Origin of the sequence: Symbioplanes lichenis (genome assembly GCF_030709675.1) — a bacterium.
GTDB lineage: Bacteria > Actinomycetota > Actinomycetes > Mycobacteriales > Micromonosporaceae > Actinoplanes > Actinoplanes lichenis.
The window spans coordinates 210,613-225,764 of the sequence record NZ_JAUZQD010000013.1 but is presented as its reverse complement, the minus strand read 5'-3'; the positions used below and the strand labels follow the sequence as shown (position 1 = coordinate 225,764).

Below are 15,152 nucleotides of genomic sequence, written 5' to 3'. Positions count from 1 at the left end.
GAGGACTCCCATGACCCAGCAGACCACCGGCCGGGCCGTCGCGGCCGAGGTGCTGATCCGCGGCACGTTCCACGCGCTCGTGCCGCCTCCGGCGTTCTTCGCGCTGGCCCACTTCAGCTATCAGCCCGGCGCGTTCTTCCCGCCGGCCGAGGGCAACGGGCCGGTCGTCTTCCGCGTGCTGGAGGGCACGCTGGAGTTCGAGGCGGAGGACGCCGCCACGAAGACCCCGGCCGGCGGCGCGCCGCAGGACATGCCGCCGGGGCGGAAGTTCACCGTCACGGTCGGCGACCAGCTCGTGATGCCGGGCGGCGTGCTGCACAGCGCCCGTACGGTGGGCGACCGCGCGGCCCGGATCCTCGGCCTGGCCGTGTTCGGCGCCGCCCCCGCGCAGGAGTTCCCGCCCGGGATCGCCTTCGAGCCGCTGGTGCTCGGGCCGGTCGGGGTGCTGCCCGCCGCGCCGGCCACCGCCACCGTCACCGAGCTGCGCTCGCCGCCCGGCAGCCGGGCCGGGGTGGGCGGGGCCGGTCCGCGACTGGTGCACGTCCGGGCCGGGGCGGTCCGCGTCACCTGGGAGTCGGGCGAGGTGGTGTCCTGGCGCGGCACCGGGCCGTTCGCGCCGCCGGTGCCGCTGACCGGCGACGCCCCGGCCGAGCTCGCGGCGGGCGACGGCCTGCTGGTGCAGACCGGCGCCGGAGTGAGCGTCGAGGGGCTGAGCGAGGGCACCGTGCTCACGGTGGCCTCGGTCGGCGCGGCCGGCGGGCCGGGCGGCCCGGACGAGGTGGACCGGGTCGTGCGCGGCTACTACCGCGAAGTCGTCGACGCCGGTGACGTGGAGGCGGCCGGCGCCTGGGTCGCCGCCTACGGCCGGCACCACGACCGGCCCGAGGACGAGCAGGGGCTGGCCGGGCTCCGGTCGGCCCTGCGCGCCGAGCTCGCCGACCGCGACGGCCCCGCCACCACCACGGTGGAGGAGACCTTCGGCCAGGCCGACGTCGCCTTGCACCGGTGGACCCGGACGGCGACGTGGAAGGGCCACCTGTACGGCATCCCGGTGGACGGCGTGACGGTGCCGGCCTCGGGGCTGACCTTGAGCCGGGTGCGCGACCGGCAGGTCGTGGAGGACTGGGAGGCACAGGACGTGATCGAGCAGATCGGCCGGATCTCGGGCACCGCGCTGCTCGGCGGTCTCGACGAGGGCGGCGCGGAGGAGACCGGCGCCCGGGCGCTGGCCACCCGCTATGTCGCCGACCTGTGGCACGGCGGCGACCTGACGCTGGTGGACGAGCTGTTCGACCCGGGCTTCGTCAACCACACGCCGCTGCCGGGCCAGCAGCCGGGAACCGCGGGCGTCCGGCAGTTCGTCCGGCGCTGGCGCACCGCCTTCCCCGACCTCACCGTCACCGTGGATCTGCTGGTGGCCACGCCCGCCCGGGCCGCCGTGCGGTGGACCTCGCGCGGGCACCACCGCGCCCCCGTCCTCGGTGTCGCCGCGTCGGGCCGCTTCGTCACCGTCTCCGGCATCACCGTGCTGGCGGCGGACGGCGGCCGGATCACCGACGCCTGGCAGCACTGGGCGGTGCTGTCGTTTCTGGCCCAGACCGGGCACCACGAGTCCGCAGGAGGGTGGTCGTAATGTCGGTCAAGGAGAACAAGGACCTGCTGGTCAGCTTTGTCAAGGAAGTCCTCGACGGCAAGAACGCCGATGCCGCCGGGAAGTACCTGAGCCCCAACTTCTTCCACCACGACCTCGCCCCGGGCGAGCAGACCGGCAACCAGACGGGCGCGGCCGGGCAGGTCAACTTCTTCACCGGCGTGGTCTTCCCGGCCTTCACCGGCTTCACCACCACTGTCGAGGACGTGATCGGCGAAGGCGACCTGGTGGCCGCCCGCTGGCGGCAGGCCAGCACCAACAACGGCGCGTGGCAGGGGCGCCCGGCGACGGGCAAGCGCACCGAGATCGCCGGGATCTCCGTGGTACGGGTCCGCGACGGCCTGATCGTCGAGGAGTGGGAGAGCCGCGACGCGGTCACCCTCGTACGCCAGCTCGGCGTGGCCGTGCCCCGGCTGACCCTGACCCCGGTACGGATCCCGGCGCCCCGCCCCACCCCGGCCCCCGGCCCGTTCCTGGCCAACGGTCCCCTGGTGGCCGAGGCGGAGGACACCGCCGCGATCAAGGCGCAGGCCGCGAGCGTCTACATGGACGCGTGGAACCGCGGCGACCTGACCGCCCTGGCCAACACCCAGGCCACCAGCTTCGTCCTGCACGACCCGACCGCGCTGCAACCGGCCACCCGGGCCGGCAGCGCCGCCCTGATCAGCGCCTTCCGCACCGGCCTGCCGGACCTGAGCGTCACGGTGGACCTGCAGCTGGCCGAGGCCGACAAGGTGGTCACCCGCTTCACCATCCGCGGGACCCACAAGGCGTCCCTGCTCGGCATCGCCGCCACCGGCAACCTGGTCCAGGCCACCGGCGTCAGCATCCAGCGCTACAGCGGCGGCAAACTGGCCGAGGAATGGCAGCTCTGGGATCAGCTGGGCCTGGCCGCCCAGCTCGGCGCGGTCCGCATCTGACCCCGCGGTCAGCCGTTGGACTCCGGGGCGGTCCGGCGGCGGCCGCCCGGCCGGAAGCTGTCGCTGTGGCGGGCCGAGGAGTTGGCGCGGTAGATGGCCCGGGGCGCCCGCCCGGCGGCCTCGCGCCGCAGGTCGAGCGGCAGGTTGCCGCAGCGGGCGAGCGCCTCCTCGGCGTCGGTCGCCGCGCCGCCCAGGGCCCGCAGGAGGGCGAGGGCGTCCGGGGTGGGCAGCGGCGCCAGGGGCAGGCGGTGGGCGCCGTGCCGGCTGACCAGGTCGGTCAGGGGCGTCCGGCTGGTCACCAGCACCGGGCAGGAGGCCGTGCCGGGCAGCAGGGGGCGGATCTGGGCGGTCGAGGCGGCGTCGTCCAGCACCATCAGCATGCGGCGGCGAGCCAGGAGGGTACGCAGACCGGCCGCGCGCTCGTCGGTGTCGGCCGGGACGGCGTCGCCGGGGACGCCCAGCGCGCGCAGGAAGCGGGAGAGCACGTCGTGGCTGCTCACCGGGCGGCCACCGGCCCGCAGGTCGGCGTGGAGGATGCCGTCGGGGAAGCGGGGGCCGTTGCGGTGCGCCCAGTGCACCACGAGCGCCGACTTGCCGACGCCGGGCGGGCCGGTGACGGCGACGATGCCGAGGGCGTGCGGGTCGGCGGCCCAGGCGGCGGTCCAGCGGTCGAGGTCGGCGAGCTCGGTGGCGCGGCCGCTGAAGTGGCGGACGGCGGAGGGCAGCTGGGCCGGAGCGGCGGGGCGTGAGCCGGGGCCGACGGACTCGCCGCGCAGCAGGGCCGTGTGCAAGTCGCGCAGCCGGGGACCCGGTGAGGCGCCGAGCTCCTCGCCGAGGTGGGCGCTCGTCCGGGCGTACAGATCAAGGGCCTCGGCCGTGCGGCCGGCCGCGCCGAGCGCGCGCATCAGCCGCTCGATCACCGGCTCGTGCAGGGGGTCGGCGGCGGCCTCGGGCGCGAGCCGTTCGAGCACGCGGGACTGCCGGCCGGAGGCGAGGACGCCGTCCGCCCAGTCGACCAGGACGCTGCGGTGCTGCTGGCGCAGGGACTCGCGCACCTGGGCCGCCCAGCGGCCGGGCAGGCAGGCCAGCGCCTCGCCGGACCACAGGTCGAGGGCGGCTTCGAGCAGCTCGGTCCGGCGGGGGTCGTACGGGTCGAGGCCGCCCGCCCGGGTCCGCAGTGCCGTGAAGCGGTGCAGGTCTATCCGCTCGCGGCCGGTCTCGAGCCGGTAGCCGCCGGCCTGGCAGCTCACGGCCGGGCCGGCGCGGCGCAGGCGGGCCGCGTAGGTGTGCAGGACAGCCCGGGCGTTCCGCGGCGGCGCCTCGTCCCAGATCCGGTCGACCAGGGTCGGGGGCGGGACCGTGCGTCCGATGTCGACGGCGAGGGCGGCCAGGAGCAGTTGCAGCTTGACCGGGCCCGGGCGCTGCTCGCGGTCGCCGGTCACCAGCGTGACGGCGCCCAGCAGGCGCACGCCGTCCATCGTCCCCCGTGAATCTGTCATGAAACCTTCTTACTCCATGCCGTCGACAGGCGGATGAAAGTTTCCTGAAGGCGACACCACGCACAGTGTTCCCGGCAATCACGCCACCACGGGAACGGGGGCACCCACCTCATGAGACGGACACTCTCGACGGCGCTGACCGCGCTGACCCTGGCCGCGAGCGGGGCGGCGACCGCCACGGTCACCGCCGCACCCGCGTACGCCGACGCCAAGTGCACCGGCAACGTCTCGGTCTACGGCGTCCTGGCCGACGGCCGGCTCACCTACTCGGTCATCGATCCGGACAACGGCAACCTGACGCACGTCGTGGTCTCGGCGAGCACGCTCGGGTTCACGCCGAAGGCCATGGCCACGCTCAACTTCAACACGATCCTGATCACCGACACCGGCGGCGGCCTGCACCGGGTCGACGTGACGACGAACAACGAGTCGCTGGCCTTCAACCCGCCGGCCCGCATCGAGGGCGGCTGGACCCACGACCACCTGGCCTACGACGGGCACGGCCACCTGTACGGGACGGCCGGCGGCGATCTGCTGCAGTACGTGGTCTCGCGGGACAAGCCGGGCGCCGACCAGATCGGCCAGCGCAAGGTGATCGGGGACGTCGGCTTCTACCTGCGCACCATGGCGGCCGCGGCGGACGACCGGCTCATCGCCACCAACGGCGACGGCGAGCTCATCAGCTATGCGATCACCGGCACCACGTACGCCCGCCAGCCCCTCGACGACGGCGGCTGGGGCACCTTCACCTCCCTGGTGTCGCCGGGCGGCGGCCTCTACTACGGCAAGGACGCCGGCGGCGCGATGTACTGGTACGAGGACGGCGACCCGGCCGACGGCTCCGGCGCCGACATCGGCTATCACCTCAACGACCCGGTCTCCTCGCGCGGCTGGACCCAGACGCTGCTCTCGGCCCAGCCGGCAACCTGCACGGTGGTCGCGCCGGCGAACACGCTGCGCGCGAAGATCGCCTCCACGGTCTCCGGCCAGGTCGGCACCCCGGAGTCGCAGTGCAACCGCTACCACTCCAGCTGCCACGACGGTGAGCCCGACTGGTGCGCCATGTTCGCCACCTGGGCCTGGGCGACCGCCGGCGTGCCCGGGGTCCCGCGCGGCGAGTGGGTGGCCCGCGGCCTCGGCGCCTGGGGTCAGGACCGGGGCCTGTTCCGGCCGCGGTCCGGGGCGAGCAAGGGCAGCCCCAAGGTCGGCGACTGGGCGATCTACGGCCCGCCGGACGGCCAGACCGGCGGGCACGTCGACGTGATCACCTCGGTCCGCCCCGACGGCACCCTGGTCGTGGTCGGCGGCAACGTCAGCAACAAGGTCAGCCGCCGGACCATCGACCCGGACACCGCCCGGATGGGCCGCGACGAGGTCCTGATCTCCGGCTACGTGTCGCCCCCGGGAGCGTGACGACCATGCGCGCACTCACCCTCGCCGTGGCCGCCGTCCTCGGCGCCACGATCGCCACCCCCGCCCGGGCCGCCGACGGCCCCGGCTTCGACGCCCACCAGCGGGCCATGGCCGTCGCCGCCACCCAGGACTGCGTCGCCGGGGGCCCGGCCTCCGCCGACGCGGCCACCGCGACCCGGCTCAACCGGGTGCTCACCGGGTCGATGGCCGGGGCCATGGACGCGTACCGGGTGTCCTGCGCCCGGGCCGTGACCGACGCCGTCCTCGACCGGGGACTCGGCGAACGGGCGGCGGTCATCGCGATCACCACGACCATCGTGGAGAGCACGATCCGCAACGTCACCGGCGGCGACCGGGACAGCGTGGGCCTCTTCCAGCAGCGGGACAGCTGGGGGCCGTACGCGGATCGCATGAACCCCGCCAAGGCGACCGGCAAGTTCCTCGACAAGATGCAGAGCGAGTATCCCGGCGGATCGTGGCGGACCGCGCCGATCGGCGAGGTGTGCCAGGCGGTCCAGGTGTCCGCCTTCCCGGAGCGCTACCAGCCGCAGGCCGCCGACGCGCAACGGATCGTGGACGCGGTGAGCCTCACGGCCGCGCCCGAGCCGGCGGTCTCGGTCTACGGCGTGCTCGGGGACGGCCGGCTCACGTACACCACGATCGACGCCGCGACCGGCAACCGGACCTCGACCGTGGTCGCCGCCGAGCCGCTCGCCTTCGTCCCGGTCGCCCTGGCGACGCTCAACTTCAACACTGTGCTGGTCACGTCGCCGGACGGACGGCTGCACCGGGTCGACATCCTCACCAACAAGACGTCGCTGACGTACAACCCGCCGGTCTTCGTGGAGCCGGGCTGGACGCACGACCTGCTCGCCTATGACGGGCACGGGCACCTCTACGGCGTCGCGGACGGCACGCTCATGCAGTACGTGGTGTCGCGCGACAAGCCCGGCGCGGACCAGATCGGCCAGCGGCACGTCATCGCGGGCAACTTCACCTTGCGTACGCTCACCGCCACCGGCGACGACTGGCTGCTGGGCGTGAACACGGGCGGGGAGCTGCGCTCGTACCGCGTCAACGCCGACCACACCTGGACCGGCACCACGCTGGCCACCCGCTGGAGCACCTTCGACCAGCTCACGTCGCCGGGGGCGGGTCTCTACTACGGCAAGACGCCGGACGGGGCGATGTACCACTACCGCGACCGGGACCCGTACGACCTGTCCGGCGCGGATCTGCGCTACTACACCGACGACCCGGTGGACACCCGGGGCTGGACGCAGAAGCTCGTCTCGGCCCAGCCGTTCGGCAGCTGACCCGGGGCCGACCGGCGGATTGAAGTGATCTGGCGCGCGTGGCCAGGGTGAGGCATGAGGGCTCTGCTGCTCACCGCCGTGCTCGGCGTGGCCGGGCTCGTCGCCCCGGCCCGCGCGCCGGACGCTCCGGTCGACCTGGACGCCGTCCGGGGGTGGAACGAGCTGGCGCTGACCGCCGTGCGCACCACCGACGCGATCGCGTTCGACCACGCCACCGACTCGGCGCCGGGCGGGGTGGCGCGGCACTACCCGGGCTTCGCCGCGGCCGCCGCGGAGGCGGGCCGGTCCCGGGTGTACGGCGGCCGGCACCTCGAGTTCAGCAACCAGGCCGGCCTGGCCCTGGGCCGCAGCGTCGCGCGCGAGGTGTCAGCCCACCGATGACGGGCAGGGCGGTGCGACGAAGTTCGCGTGCCGCCCGCGCGTCCACCGGCAGCCGAACGCCGGATCGGCCACCGCGCGGCGATCGAGGACGGCGTCGCCGGCGGCCCGGTGCCCGGTGCGGATCCAGCGGGTCAGGTCGTCGAAGGCTTCGGTCAGCTCGGACTGCGTGAAGTCACAGTGGCCGACGCCGCGGATCGCGCGGGAGACGAACTGGCCGCCCCGGGCCGCGTACACCTGCTCCATGGAGAACGGCACGAACAGATCGCCGATGTCGTGCAGCGACAGCACCGGCACCCGCGGCCGCCCGTCGATGTCCGGGATGCCGGCCAGCCCCGGATCCGCCTTCGCCGTTCGCCGCACCCGCAGCACGTCCCGGTTGAGGCGCCACTCCGCGCGGGTCGGCCACCACCGGTCGGTGCTGCGATAGACCGTGTGCCGGTTGTCGGTGACGTTGCCCGGGGCGATGCCCGCGGTGCCCCCGCTCAGCCCGGGATGGAGACCGAACAGGAACGGCAGATTCCCGTACGCCTGGGAGTTCCAGAACGTGAACGCGCTGCCGAACCCGGGCCGCTCGCCGCCGCTGCGCCGTTCGAGGACCGCCGACCACGTACGCCCGGCCGGGGTCGACCCCGACGGCAGGCCCAGCGCCGGGACGATCCGCCCCACCTGCTCCTCCCATCGCGCCCGGTAGCCGGCGTCCGGGTGCGGCGGGAACTCGGCGTCCACCCCGGCGAGCGCGGCGCCCGTGACATTCGCGTCGAGGAAGTAGTCGTGGAGCGCCGTATCGCCGAGCACCCCGCAGTAGGGCATCGCGCCCGTGAAGGCCCGCGGATACTCCTCGATCGCCACCGCGGTGACGTGCCCGCCCATGGACTTGCCGGACATGAGGACGGACTCCGGGCGTACGCCCGTGGCCCGGCGGAAGCCGTCGATCAGCGCGACCGAGTCCCGCACGCCCTGGCCCACGTCGTAGCCGTTGGTCGCATAGCTGGAGGCCGCCCACGCGTACCCGCGCGCCACATAGGCTGCCCGCAGATCGGGGTTGTCGACGGACACGGTGGTGCCGGTGCCGCGATAGCCGTGCGCGAAGACGACCAGCTGCCCGTTCCACGCCCGCGGCACCTCGATCCGGTACGCGGCCCCGGCCGAGACGCCCGTCCAGGTGCGCGCCCCGGGCAGCGCGGCGAACGGCGTCCCGTCGAGGTCGCAGTCCGGATCGGCGACGAGATAGCCGGGCTGCGTGGTGCTCGGGACCGGCGCCGCACAGACCGCCGCGGCAGCGGGCGCCGGCGGCCCGGCCAGCGCGACGACCAGCCCGGTGACGACCGCGACATGAGTTCCACCCATGAGGCCATCCCAGGCCGGACATCGACGAGTGTCAAGACATCGGCCGTGCCTCAGCTCGCCTCGTAGGTGAGGGCCAGCTGCGCCGCGGCGGCATCGGCGTCCAGAGCCGCCTCGTGGGCCGTCCCGGCGCTCGTCAGCACGTACCCCAGTCGTTCGTGGCTGTTGGCCGCGGGGCTGGTCCGCTGGCCCGGAACAGCCTTGACCCGGAAGGCGACCACGGACGGGAAGTGCTCGAGGACGGTGGTGTCGGGCAGCGCGGCGACCACTCCGGTGCTGCCGGTGAGGAACCGGATCGCCGCTCCCCCGTGCCGGCTCGGCCGCAGCTGCGGCGTCCCCCCGGTGCTCGCGACGATGGTCTGCTCCAGCAGCCCCACGCCGGTCGCATGCCGGACCAGGTCGGGCACGAAGTCGCCGCCGGCGCGCGCGTTGACCTCGATGAGCACGGGCCCGCGCGCGGTGAGCTTGACCTCCACGTGCGCCGGTCCGTAGTCGAACCCGAGCGCCGCCAGCGCGGCGACGGCCACGTCCGCGGCGGCCCGGGAGCGCTCCGGCGGCAGCCCGGAGGGAAAGGTGTGCCCCAGCTCGACGAAGTGCGGAACCGGCCCCAGGAGCTTGTCGGTCACGCCGAGCACCACGGTACGTCCGCCGTGGCTGAACGTCTCGACGCTGACCTCGGGCCCGAACAGGCACTCCTCGACCAGCCCGCCGGGCGTCCGCGGCTGGCCCTTGGAGTTCGTGCGGCTGCCGGCGAGCTCGCGCATCCGCTCGTACGCCTGCTCCCTGGTGCGGCAGAGCGTGACTCCGATGCTCGCCGACTCGTCCACCGGCTTGATGACGCACGGCAGGCCGACCTCGTCCAGGGCCGCATCGAGCTGATCGAGCGCGCCGACGAACCGGAACCGCGGGACCGGCACGCCGTGGTCGTGGCAGACCGACCGGCTGCGGCCCTTGTCGCGAGCGGCGGCCGCCGCCCCGGGGTCGAGTCCGGGCAGGCCCATCCGGCTCGCCGTGGCCGCCACGACCGGTACGAAGTACTCCATCACGGTCATGATGCCGCGCACCGGCCCCGGCAGGTTGCGCAGCGCCTTCTCCAGCGCCTCGGGACTGTTCGTGTCGCAGGTGACGATCTCGCCGGCGAGGTCACGGATGGTCCGCGCGGCGTCCGGGTCGGCGTCGTACTTACCCAGGTCGGACGTGAGGAAAGCGATGCCGAGGCCCCGGTCGTGGGCCAGGCGCAACGCCTGCATCCCGGTCCCGGTCATGTTGCTCTCGACGAAGGCGAGGAAGCCCTCCTCCATCAATGACTCCTTCCCTGATCGGCCGCGCCGGCCGGGAACACACCCTGACCGGCGCCGGGGCGACTCCAGTACGTCGCGGCACCCGCCCGCCACCGCCGGGCCAGCGGGTCGCGCACCAGGCGTACGGCACCACCCATTGGCACGACAACGACGAAGTACAACAGTGTGAGCAAAAGCCTCGGCATCGGGGACTCCTCAGTCCAGCGGGATCTCGGTGCGCCAGTCGTCGTCGTGCCAGGCGGGCTGATCCGCCTTGTCGAGCAGACAGTCACCGAGCACCAGATAGTCGATGTTGGTCCGCATGAAGCAGGTGTACGCCTCCTGCGGCGTGTTCACGATGGGCTCTCCCCGGACGTTGAACGACGTGTTGACCAGCACGGGACATCCGGTCTGCGCCTTGAACTCGGTGAGCAGCCGCCGGTACGCCGGCTCGGCCGCGGGGCCGACGGTCTGCACCCGCGCCGAGTGGTCGACGTGCGTCACGGCGGGGATCGTCGACCGCTGGACGTTGAGCAGCTCGATCCCGGTGGGGTCGCCGGTGGTGTCCGCGGCCAGCCGCTGAGCCTGCGCCACCCCGGCGACGAGCAGCATGTACGGGCTGTCCTGGGTCAGCTCGAAGTAGTCCTTGGCGTCCTCGGCCAGCACCGCGGGCGCGAACGGCCGGAACGACTCCCGGAACTTGATCTTCAGGTTCATCGCCAACTGCATCGCGGGATCCCGCGGATCGCCGATGATGGAGCGCGCGCCCAGCGCCCGGGGACCGAACTCCATGCGGCCCTGGTGCCAGCCGACGATCGCTCCCCCGGCGAGCTTGCCCGCCACGACGGTGCTGAGCTCGCCCGGTTCGAGCCGCCGGTAGGGCGCTCCGATGCTGTCCAGGTAGGCGCTGATCTCCGCGCTGGAATACCGGGGGCCGAGCAGGGTGCCGGACATGGCGTCGGCACCCGTGCCGAGGTGGGCCCGCGGTGCGCCGCGCTCGGCGGCGACGGCCAGGGCGGCCCCCAGCGCTCCGCCCGCGTCGCCGGCGGCCGGCTGGATCCAGAGCTCGTCGAAGATCCCCTCGTCGGCGATGCGGCCGTTGGCGACGCAGTTGAGCGCGACGCCGCCGGCGAGACACAAGCGCCGCTCCCCGGTGCGCTCCCGCGCGTGGCGGGCCAGCCCGAGCATCACCTCCTCGGTCACCTGCTGGACGGACGCGGCGAGGTCGAACTCGCGCTCGGTGAGCGGGCTCTCGGGCGACCGGCGCGGCCCGCCGAACAGCCGCTCGAAGGCGGGGCCGGTCATGGTCCGGCCGCGCAGGTACTCGAAGTACCGCAGATCGAGCCGGAAACTGCCGTCCGGCCGCACGTCGATCAGGGTCTTCCGGATGACCTCGGCGTAGCGGGGCCGGCCGTAGGGCGCGAGCCCCATGAGCTTGTACTCCCCGGAGTCCACCTTGAACCCGCAGAAGTAGGTGAACGCCGAGTAGAGCAGGCCGAGCGAGTGCGGGAAGCGCAGCTCGGCCAGGGGCTTCAGCTCGCTGCCCCGGCCGTGCCACAGCGTCGTGGTGGCCCATTCGCCGACGCCGTCCACGCAGAGCACCGCCGCCGACTCGTACGGGCCCGGCAGGAAGGCCGACGCGGCGTGGGACTCGTGATGCCGGCGGACGACGATCTCCGGCGGCGGACCCAGCCGGAGGTCCGTCAGCTCCCGGCGCACCCGGCGGGCGGTCCGCAGCTTCCAGCTCAGCCACGCGGGCAGCGTGTCCCGGAACGACTCGTGGCCGCCCGGCGCGGCGCCCAGATAGGTGGCCAGCACCCGGCGGAACTTGAGCGCCGGGTCCTCGTAGTAGGCAATCGCCGAGACGTCGGCGAGGGTCGCGCCCGCCTCCCGGAGGCAGTACTCGACCGCCCGGGCCGGGAAGCCGGAATCATGCCGGCGCCGGGTGAACCGCTCCTCCTGCGCGGCGGCGACGGGCACACCGCCGGACACCAGCGCGGCGGCGCTGTCGTGGTAGTAGGCGGAGATTCCCAGGACGAGATCAGACATGGCCGGGCCTTCCGGACGGCCACCGGCGGCCGGCGCGACGAGCCCGGCCCGCGGCCAGCCGCGCCCGCAGGTCTCCCGGTGGGTTGAGGGATCGGTAACCGTGCCGGATGCGGCGCCAGGCCGCCTCCCGCGCCCCCGGGTCCCCGGTCGCGGGGATACCGGACATGAAGCTGTCGATGGCGTCGGCCGCCCAGGCGGAGTGCCCGGTGGCGACGTTGTCGATGGTGTTGTGGATGTCGACGAACCGCGTGCTGAAGCCGTGCTCGACGAGGGCGATACGGGCCCGGCGGTAGCTGCCGCCGACGCCGGACAGTTCCATCGCGAGGTTGAGGCCGAGCACCTCGGGCAGGAAGGTGCGCGGGAACCGCCCGATGCTGAGCCAGTACACCGGCAGCTCGAACGAGCTGTCCGCGAAGCCCGGCCACCGGGCGAACTCCAGGGATCCGGTCGGCGGCAGCTCGACACCCATCTGCGCCACCAGCTCGCGGTAGATGAGCGGATGGTTCAGCCGCGCCTCGCCGTTGCCCAGCTCGTCCCAGTAGGTCTCGAACAGCGAGAACCCGATCGAGGACGAGGCGAGCGCGTAGTCGGTGAATCCCTGCAGCCAGGCGCCGTCGATCATCGTGAGCGGGGCCAGCTGCACCGACGACTCGATCAGCTGCTCGCGCGAGGGCACCCCGTCACCGGTTCCCCGCTCGAACTCGGCGGCGTGCTCCTCGTGCCTGGTCGTCAGCCACGGGCGCAGGCCCTGCGACGTCCAGGCGTCCGGCAGCGGCACCCCGGCGCTGTCGATCCGGTGGGCCGAACGCCCCAGCCACGCGTGGACGTAGTCGAGGGCGAAGCGGCGGACGGCGGGCGTCACGGTCCGGCGTTGCAGCAGCGCGTAGGCGGTGCGCAGGTCCGGGTCGTCGCCGGTCGCGGGGTCCGGGGCCGGGAACGGGTGGCGGATCACGATCGCCGCCGCCGGCGGCGCGGTGGGTTCCGGCTCCGGGCCGCCCTTCGCCCCCGGCAGGCTCCGGATCCAGCGGCGGATGGTTTCCAGGTCGGTCGGCGCGAAGACCCGGAACATCGCCCCCCGCTCGCCCACGAGCCCGGTCGCCAGGGCGCTGCGCGCCGGGTCGCCCGGACGGACCAGCTTGCTGCGCGACAGGACGTCGAGCAACGGCCACGGGTCGGTCCGGGCCTGGGTCAGCCAGTCGGCCAGCGAGCGGCCGCCCAGATCCACCGCATGGTGGTAGACGGCACCCTCCCGGGCCCGCAGTCGCAGCAGCGCGGCCATCTCCGCCGCGGGGTCCCGGGCGGCCTCCAGCTCGGCGCGGAGCCCGGCGCCCCACTCCCGCACCGCGGCGGCGGCCCAGCGGAAGCCGGCGGCGACCCGGTCCCGCACCTGGGCGTCCCCTCCGTCGAGGCATCCGGCGACCGCGGCCCGCACCAGCTCCCGGCCCGGCGGGTCCCCGGCGGAGCGGGCGGAGGCGGGGTCCAGGTCGTTCCAGGCGGCGCCGGGCACACCGGCGCGAACCAGCGCCAGCGGCGGCAGCAGCCCCGTCGTGCGCAGGCAGAGATCGGCGCCGAGGATCTCGGGGCGGAACTCCTCGGGCCGGCGACTCATCAGCAGCAGCACAGCGGGCAGGTAGAAGGCGTCGTCGTGGATCCGCCTGTCCAGGGCCAGGCCGGACGCCGGGACGGCGTTGTCGGCCAGCTGCAGCCGGCGCAGCAGGGTCAGGTAGGCGTCGCCCCGCGAGCTGTGCGCGTGGCCGGCTCCCACGTCACCGGCGTAGAGCTTGAGCACGCGCAGGGTCAGCGGGTCGTCGGCCTCGGCCATGCTGCTCAGCCACTGCAGCCACGCGCCGGAGATCAGCGCGAGCGGAGCACAGTTCAGGGCGGCCCGGCGCAGCACGAGGTCACGGACGCCGTCGTCCGGGCCGAGCTCCTGCCACAGCCGCTCGAACCCGGCCGCCTCGCGGCCGGACCAGGCGGCGAGGGCCTGCGTGTCGTCCGTGAGGTCCCACGCGGGGACGTCGGGGCCGGGCAGCCTCCGCAGTTCTGCCCGGACCTGATCCGCCACGGCGCCGGGCACGACCGACTCGGGGTCGCACAGCTCGGCGTACAGCGTGCGCAGCCAGGACGTGTCCGGTCCGGCCTCCGCTCCGGCCACCGCCGGTGCGGTCGTCGACGAGATCGTCATCGTGTCCTCAGAACATCGGGTAGATGGAGGCGTCGTTCTTCGGTTTGCGGTTGCGCCGGAAGATGCGGCGGAACAGGGCCTTGAGCAGAGTCATGTCTCAGTCCTCGAGGTGGGATCGGAGCAGCCGGGCGACGACGTCGTGCCCGTGGTCGGTGAAGTGGATGCGGTCGACGAACAGCCAGTCGGCCGGCCCGGTGGCCCGGCCCAGCAGCGGGTTCATGTCGACGAACGGGACGCCGAGCTTCTGGCATCCGGCGGACAGCTCGGCGGCGTAGCGGCGGCCCACCTCGAGGCGGGCGATGTCGCCGTACGCCTGACCGAAGTCGGCGATCTCGTCCAGCTCGGCGAAGATCAGCTCCTCCTCCGGCGCCGGCTTCTCCCGGACCCAGGGGGCGAGCGGCTGCAACACGAACGTCAGCCGGGCGCCGAGACCGTCGGCGAGCAGGCGCCAGTTCTCGAGGTGGCGGGTCGTCCGCTCCACGGCGGCGCCGATCTGCTCGTCGAGATCGGGGACGGCGAGATCCTCCGCGGTGCGCTCGAGGACCCGGCGGGCGTGGCGCCGGGACAGACCGGCTGCGCGCCGTTGCTTGATCCGCAGCTCGTCCAGCTGTTCGTAGTACTCCCGGCAGTTGAAGAAGGCGCCGTCGTCGCCCTGCATCCACCGCGGCAGCCGGGCCAGGCCGAGATCGTTGAACCCGGAGAACAGCACGATCCGGTCGATCTGCGGCACCAGGTGCCGGTACAGGGTGAACAGCAGCAGCTCCTGCGTGGAGTTGTGGCTGCGCCCGCCGAAATTGAGCCACGGCCGGTCGGCGCCGTACAGGTCCCAGAGCCGCGACGCCAGGGTGTTCGCGTCGGACGAGGCGCCGATGCCGAAGACGGTGGAACTGCCGGCGACGAGGTTCACCGGCCCCCCGGGCACCTGGCTTCCGGCCGAGGCCGTGGCCCCGGGCCCCTGCGCCAGCCGGAATCCGAGGCCGTCGGTGTTGACGACCGCGGAACGGTGATCGACCGGATGGAAATACATGAGATAGGGCATCCAGCGGATCTCGGCGCGGTCGTCGAAACGTTCCGCGTACTGTCCCATCTGGGGTGTGAGTGTGTCCCGGTACGA

General features: G+C 73.8%; 12 protein-coding genes. 5 read left to right on the top strand and 7 right to left on the bottom strand.

The window, feature by feature from the left end; all coding sequences use genetic code 11:
• The first annotated feature begins 10 nt into the window (after window positions 1–10).
• Together RAN62_RS29445 and RAN62_RS29440 are read left to right on the top strand one after the other, a co-directional pair.
• Window positions 11–1,633, top strand: a complete 1,623-nt coding sequence (locus tag RAN62_RS29445; protein ID WP_305788056.1) for an ester cyclase — start codon at window positions 11–13, stop codon at window positions 1,631–1,633.
• Window positions 1,633–2,571: an ester cyclase gene (locus RAN62_RS29440; RefSeq protein WP_305788055.1), complete on the top strand. Its 939-nt coding sequence runs from the start codon at window positions 1,633–1,635 to the stop codon at window positions 2,569–2,571. The genes RAN62_RS29445 and RAN62_RS29440 overlap by 1 nt, the downstream gene beginning before the upstream one ends.
• A gap of 8 nt (window positions 2,572–2,579) precedes the next feature.
• Here RAN62_RS29440 and RAN62_RS29435 read toward each other — a convergent pair whose 3' ends face one another.
• Window positions 2,580–4,070 carry an AfsR/SARP family transcriptional regulator gene (locus RAN62_RS29435; protein ID WP_305788054.1) on the bottom strand — a complete coding sequence of 497 codons (1,491 nt, stop codon included), beginning with the start codon at window positions 4,068–4,070 and terminating at the stop codon, window positions 2,580–2,582.
• Window positions 4,071–4,181: 111 nt separating this feature from the next.
• Between RAN62_RS29435 and RAN62_RS29430 the strand changes: the two genes are divergently transcribed.
• From RAN62_RS29430 to RAN62_RS29420, 3 genes are read left to right on the top strand one after another with little or no spacing between them, the layout of a single operon-like run.
• The gene (locus tag RAN62_RS29430) at window positions 4,182–5,483 is read left to right on the top strand and encodes a CHAP domain-containing protein (protein WP_305788053.1); all 1,302 of its coding nucleotides are present in this window, start codon (window positions 4,182–4,184) and stop codon (window positions 5,481–5,483) included.
• Between the two features lie 5 nt (window positions 5,484–5,488).
• Complete coding sequence (locus RAN62_RS29425) at window positions 5,489–6,799, top strand: tachylectin-related carbohydrate-binding protein (protein WP_305788052.1); 1,311 nt, start codon at window positions 5,489–5,491, stop codon at window positions 6,797–6,799.
• Window positions 6,800–6,853: 54 nt separating this feature from the next.
• Complete coding sequence (locus RAN62_RS29420; protein ID WP_305788051.1) at window positions 6,854–7,180, top strand: phosphatase PAP2 family protein; 327 nt, start codon at window positions 6,854–6,856, stop codon at window positions 7,178–7,180.
• On the opposite strand, the gene RAN62_RS29415 is transcribed toward RAN62_RS29420, so the two are convergent.
• The 6 genes from RAN62_RS29415 to RAN62_RS29390 form a co-directional block, all read right to left on the bottom strand.
• Window positions 7,166–8,527 (bottom strand): alpha/beta hydrolase family protein, encoded by a 1,362-nt coding sequence (locus tag RAN62_RS29415; protein ID WP_305788050.1) that lies wholly within the window; start codon window positions 8,525–8,527, stop codon window positions 7,166–7,168. The genes RAN62_RS29420 and RAN62_RS29415 overlap by 15 nt on opposite strands.
• 50 nt (window positions 8,528–8,577) lie before the next feature.
• The gene (locus RAN62_RS29410; RefSeq protein ID WP_305788049.1) at window positions 8,578–9,825 is read right to left on the bottom strand and encodes an ATP-grasp domain-containing protein; all 1,248 of its coding nucleotides are present in this window, start codon (window positions 9,823–9,825) and stop codon (window positions 8,578–8,580) included.
• Window positions 9,825–10,010, bottom strand: a complete 186-nt coding sequence (locus RAN62_RS29405; RefSeq protein ID WP_305788048.1) for a hypothetical protein — start codon at window positions 10,008–10,010, stop codon at window positions 9,825–9,827. Before RAN62_RS29405 ends, RAN62_RS29410 begins: the two co-directional genes overlap by 1 nt.
• 10 nt (window positions 10,011–10,020) lie before the next feature.
• Entirely contained in the window at window positions 10,021–11,853 is a 1,833-nt protein-coding gene (locus tag RAN62_RS29400; RefSeq protein WP_305788047.1) for a carbamoyltransferase family protein, read from the bottom strand.
• Complete coding sequence (locus RAN62_RS29395; protein WP_305788046.1) at window positions 11,846–14,038, bottom strand: iron-containing redox enzyme family protein; 2,193 nt, start codon at window positions 14,036–14,038, stop codon at window positions 11,846–11,848. The genes RAN62_RS29400 and RAN62_RS29395 overlap by 8 nt, the downstream gene beginning before the upstream one ends.
• A 97-nt stretch (window positions 14,039–14,135) precedes the next feature.
• Window positions 14,136–15,125 (bottom strand): SGNH/GDSL hydrolase family protein, encoded by a 990-nt coding sequence (locus RAN62_RS29390; RefSeq protein WP_305788045.1) that lies wholly within the window; start codon window positions 15,123–15,125, stop codon window positions 14,136–14,138.
• Between the last annotated feature and the right edge of the window lie 27 nt (window positions 15,126–15,152).